Raw genomic sequence first — 1,551 nt, 5'->3', positions numbered from 1 at the left:
CGTTTAAACATTTATTTTATCAAAGGATATATTTAATTTAACATCCACAGGCTCAAATTTAAAACCGCCCCGCCGGGCAGGCAACAAAACACCCTGTAAATCAATTATTAAACTAAAATAGCCCGTTATTTATTTTTTAAAGACGAAAATAGATGGAGAGCGGAAATGTATCGACGAATACACTTATGAGTGCGCAGGAAGGGCAGGTTATTAAAGTATCCGGCATATCTAAAAACTATACCCCAGGTTAAACATACAATTCCGTGGGGCACCAGGCCATTTATTAATATTATTATATGCTCCCTGCCAATAAGTTTTATTAGTAATATTATTCATATTTAAGGCAAAGCGGTATCGCTGCAAGCCATAGCGTACACCGCCATTTATAACCAGGTAACCGGGTAATTTAATTGCCGGATCAAGCGTATTGCGGGCGCCAACCTGCGAATGGCCTGCGGATATTCCCAATCCTTTTAAGACGCCATTGGTAAAAGTGTATTTAATCCAGCTGCTGCTGGTATTTCGGGGGGCATTTTCAACTACAGTGCCTATTTGAGACGCAATATCGCTTTTAGAAACGATGGCCAGGCAGTTTGCATAATTAAAATTAACGCTCAAATTCGAAAGAACATAACCCGTGGCTTCCACCTCAAAACCCCTCGACCTGTTTTCACCCTGCTGCACAAACAGGTTCGGATCAGAGATATTGTTTGCATTTACCGCCACATTTTGAACTTTTAGCTGGTAAAGCGCCGCAGATACAAAAAGTCTATCATTAAAAAAACCGCCTTTTAACCCTGTTTCAAGCAACTGGCTGGTTAGCGGCTTAAACGGCGCATCAAAAACCTGTATACTGGTCGATGCTTCAAACGGATCGAAACCATTGTTATAACTGGCATAACCGTTTAGTTTTGGCATAAGCGGGTAGACGATGCCGATTCTCGGCAAAAACACTCTTTCATTTAGCCCGCTGCCGTCATCTGCTTTATAAAATTCCTCGCGCAGGCTACCTAATAGTTTCACTTTGCCAACGTTAGCCTGATCCTGCAGGTATATGCCCTGCGTATGGTAAATATTGCTGTTCACATCCGATTCGTCGCTGTTATAATCAGACAAACGGTAAGTATTTACCGGCATTTGAAAATACCGCGGGCTGCCCAGGCTTAAAGTTCCAACAATGCCACTACCCGGGCCAAACTGATCGGGCAATTCGTAGTATTGCTGGTTTAAATTAACCGAGGTCCTTACATAATCGTACCCGGCCAGCACCACATGGCTTGCTTTACCTGTTTTGAATTTGTAAGTGAGATAATTAGTGAGTGTATTGGTAACCGTATGGTAGGCCCAGGTAGTGTAATACAGGGAAACTGAATCCGGGGTGATGTAATCATTCAATCCGTGCGCGGCCACATTTTCCCGGGTAATATAATTCAAGTAACCCATACTAAAAATAAGGTTTTTATTGATCTTGTACGATGCAGAAATAACGGAGGCAACATCCGTCTCATGCAAATAATCGCCGGGCTGCGTTAAGGTTAGATTGATTGGGGT

General features: G+C 42.5%; 1 protein-coding gene. It reads right to left on the bottom strand.

Going from position 1 to position 1,551, the window contains the following annotated elements; translation table 11 throughout:
* Positions 1 to 228: 228 nt before the first annotated feature.
* The coding region (locus QZY09_RS05830) for a TonB-dependent siderophore receptor (protein WP_295669455.1) at positions 229 to 1,551 on the bottom strand (1,323 nt) is incomplete at its 5' end.

This window comes from uncultured Mucilaginibacter sp. (genome assembly GCF_903913935.1).
In the GTDB taxonomy this organism is placed as follows: Bacteria; Bacteroidota; Bacteroidia; order Sphingobacteriales; family Sphingobacteriaceae; genus Mucilaginibacter.
This window is presented reverse-complemented; position numbering and strand designations above follow the sequence as displayed.